This window comes from Desulfobacter curvatus DSM 3379, from assembly GCF_000373985.1.
Classification (GTDB): domain Bacteria; phylum Desulfobacterota; class Desulfobacteria; order Desulfobacterales; family Desulfobacteraceae; genus Desulfobacter; species Desulfobacter curvatus.
Genome location: NZ_KB892983.1, coordinates 1 through 2,654, shown reverse-complemented (window position 1 = coordinate 2,654; position 2,654 = coordinate 1). Strand labels below are relative to the sequence as shown.

Here is a 2,654-nt window from a genome sequence, read left to right as displayed (position 1 = left end):
TTTCATGCTTCGTTGTGTCCGCTAGGACATGGGGGTTATAAGAAAGTCTGGGTAAGTTACTCAGATCTTTCAAGCTTTGTTGTGGGCCGAAGTCTGGGTGCTGATAGACCGGGTCGGCCCATGGCCGTTATACAGAATATGTCTGAGAAAAGGCGTTTGAATTGCTGTCTATGGAGAGCAATTTAAGCGCCTTTTTTTGATCATAGGATACTTTGGACATCTTCAAACCCTACTTTTGACGACGCCTTTTATTCGTTTCGCTTTTTTGTCTTTACAGAAGACATTGATGTGATATACCGTTATTCAAACTATGAATAACGAGTAATTGGAGATCATAATCAATCCTAAGTGAGCGTAGAGTTTTTTGAAGAAAATTACATCAGATATATCTGCAGCATCATTGCTGCAGAAAGCGGGCGCGATTGAAGAAGATCCAGTCATTGTCATGCTGGAGGCCATTGTCAAAAACGGTTCCATCAATCAGGCCGCCAAAGCTGTTGGCATGAGCTATAAGGGGGCATGGGAGAGAATCGATTCCCTGAATAACCTTTCTGCGGCCCCACTGGTAAGAAAAAAGACAGGCGGTAGTGGTGGCGGTGGTACTGAATTGACTGAAGACGGAAAGGTTTTCCTGGCGCGGGAGAGAATGTTTCAGCAGGATATTGGGAAACTTTTTGGTCTGTTTCAAGGGACACCTGAAAAAGCTTTTTCGATGTTGAAAAAATTGAAGGGAATGGAGATGAGGATCAGTGCCCGTAATGTGTGGCTCGGCAATATCAAGGCAATCGATCTCGGGATTGTTAATTCTGTGGTGACGGTGAGGTTGAAGGGCAGGGACACCATTGTTGCCGTTATCACGAACAGTTCGGTGGAACGGTTGGAATTAGCGCAGGGAAAAGAGATCCTTGCCATTGTCAAGGCTCCCGATGTGCTCCTCAGCCATGAAATAGATCCCGACTCCATTTCTGCAAGTAATATCCTAAGCGGGCCAATCAGCAGAATTGTACCGGGTAAAGTAAATGATGAGGTAACGGTGGCGCTTGACGGTGGTAATACGGTTACCTCGATTCTTACCAGTAACTCCGTTAAACGGCTTGGCCTTGAAGCTGGGGTTAAGGTGCGTGCGATCATCAAGGCCTCTAATGTCCTGCTGGCAATTCCGTGACTATGAGCAAAATACTCCGCTTTTTAAAATCGGATAAAAAATGTTTACAACATATGAGGCTAACCGATGTAAATTTTCCAGTTATTATCATTGCCGGACCGGGGAAAATAGCATAAATGACCCTATTGAAACAAAACAATCAAGACTTGCAAATTCCCGTAAGAACAGCTTATCGCAGGTTGCCGATAGATATTTGGGGCCTTGGATTTGTCTCAATGTTTATGGATATCTCTTCTGAACTTGTTCATAGTCTTTTACCAATATTCATGGCTACGGTACTTGGTACACCCATGATGACCATCGGCATTATTGAAGGCTTGGCCGAGGGAACCGCTGCTATCTCGAAAATATTTTCAGGAGCCATCAGCGATTACTGTGGGAAGCGTAAACTCATTGCTATAGCCGGATACACATTGAGTGCCGTTACCAAGCCGATATTTCCGATGGCAAAGACAATTGGCTGGGTGTTCGGCGCACGTTTCGTCGATCGCCTCGGCAAAGGCATTCGTGGTGCACCCCGTGATGCGATGATTGCTGATATCGCACCATTACAGCTTCGGGGTGCAGCCTATGGTTTACGTCAGTCATTAGATTCAGTCGGTGCCCTTATCGGACCGCTCATGGCTGTCGTGTTAATGATTTGGTTTGCAAATGACATCAGAGCTGTTTTATGGATAGCGGTCGTGCCGGCGCTTATTGCGGTTTTTCTTTTAATCTTTACTGTGCGCGAACCAAATTCACTGAATCATGCTGCTGATTTCCGAAATAACCTGAAGCTGAATGATATTAAGCGGCTACCTATACAGTATTGGCTCATCGTTGCACTGGGTGCTGTTTTTACCCTTTCTCGATTTAGTGAAGCATTTCTGATTCTACGCGCTCAGGATGTCGGGCTTGCTATTGGCTATGTGCCTATGATTATGATTGTGATGAATGTCTTTTACGCCATATTTGCGTATCCTGCGGGTAAGGCGGCGGATCGACTTTCGGGCCGGACGCTTCTATTATTCGGACTTTTGATACTTGTCGTTGCCGACATTGTGTTAGCGGCGGCTGTGTCTCCGTGGATCACATTTTTCGGGGCGGCTTTCTGGGGTCTACATATGGCGTTTACTCAGGGATTGTTGTCGAAACTTGTTGCGGATACCGCGCCGGCAGATCTTCGGGGTGTTGCCTTCGGGGTATTTAATTTTGTAAGCGGGTTAGCGCTCTTTCTGGCAAGCGTTATCGCAGGATCATTATGGTCCGCATTCGGCGCTTCAGCCACATTTATTGCAGGAGCACTCTTCGCGGTTATTGCGGCAACGGGGTTGCTTCTTTACCACCCTAAAACGTAATGTTACAAAATCCGTATGAAAATTTCACAGGCAATTATCGGGCGCATTCCCATTTTTCCGGTTTTTAAAACGGACTATCCTCTTGAGCAAAAAGAAGTTATGCTTCCCCTCGATTATCAACTGATGAGGGAAAAAATAGTATGAAACTCAAA

General features: G+C 45.7%; 2 protein-coding genes. Both read left to right on the top strand.

Going from position 1 to position 2,654, the window contains the following annotated elements:
• The first annotated feature begins 364 nt into the window (after nt 1-364).
• Nucleotides 365-1,165 carry a TOBE domain-containing protein gene (locus B147_RS0107355; protein ID WP_020586574.1) on the top strand — a complete coding sequence of 267 codons (801 nt, stop codon included), beginning with the start codon at nt 365-367 and terminating at the stop codon, nt 1,163-1,165.
• Nucleotides 1,166-1,281: 116 nt separating this feature from the next.
• Nucleotides 1,282-2,502 carry an MFS transporter gene (locus B147_RS0107350; RefSeq protein WP_020586573.1) on the top strand — a complete coding sequence of 407 codons (1,221 nt, stop codon included), beginning with the start codon at nt 1,282-1,284 and terminating at the stop codon, nt 2,500-2,502.
• The last annotated feature ends 152 nt before the right edge of the window (nt 2,503-2,654 follow it).

What these genes read in the sequence shown, in the direction of transcription:
- B147_RS0107350 (WP_020586573.1), top strand. Translation starts at nt 1,282, where the DNA reads ATGACCCTATTGAAACAAAACAATCAAGACTTGCAAATTCCCGTAAGA.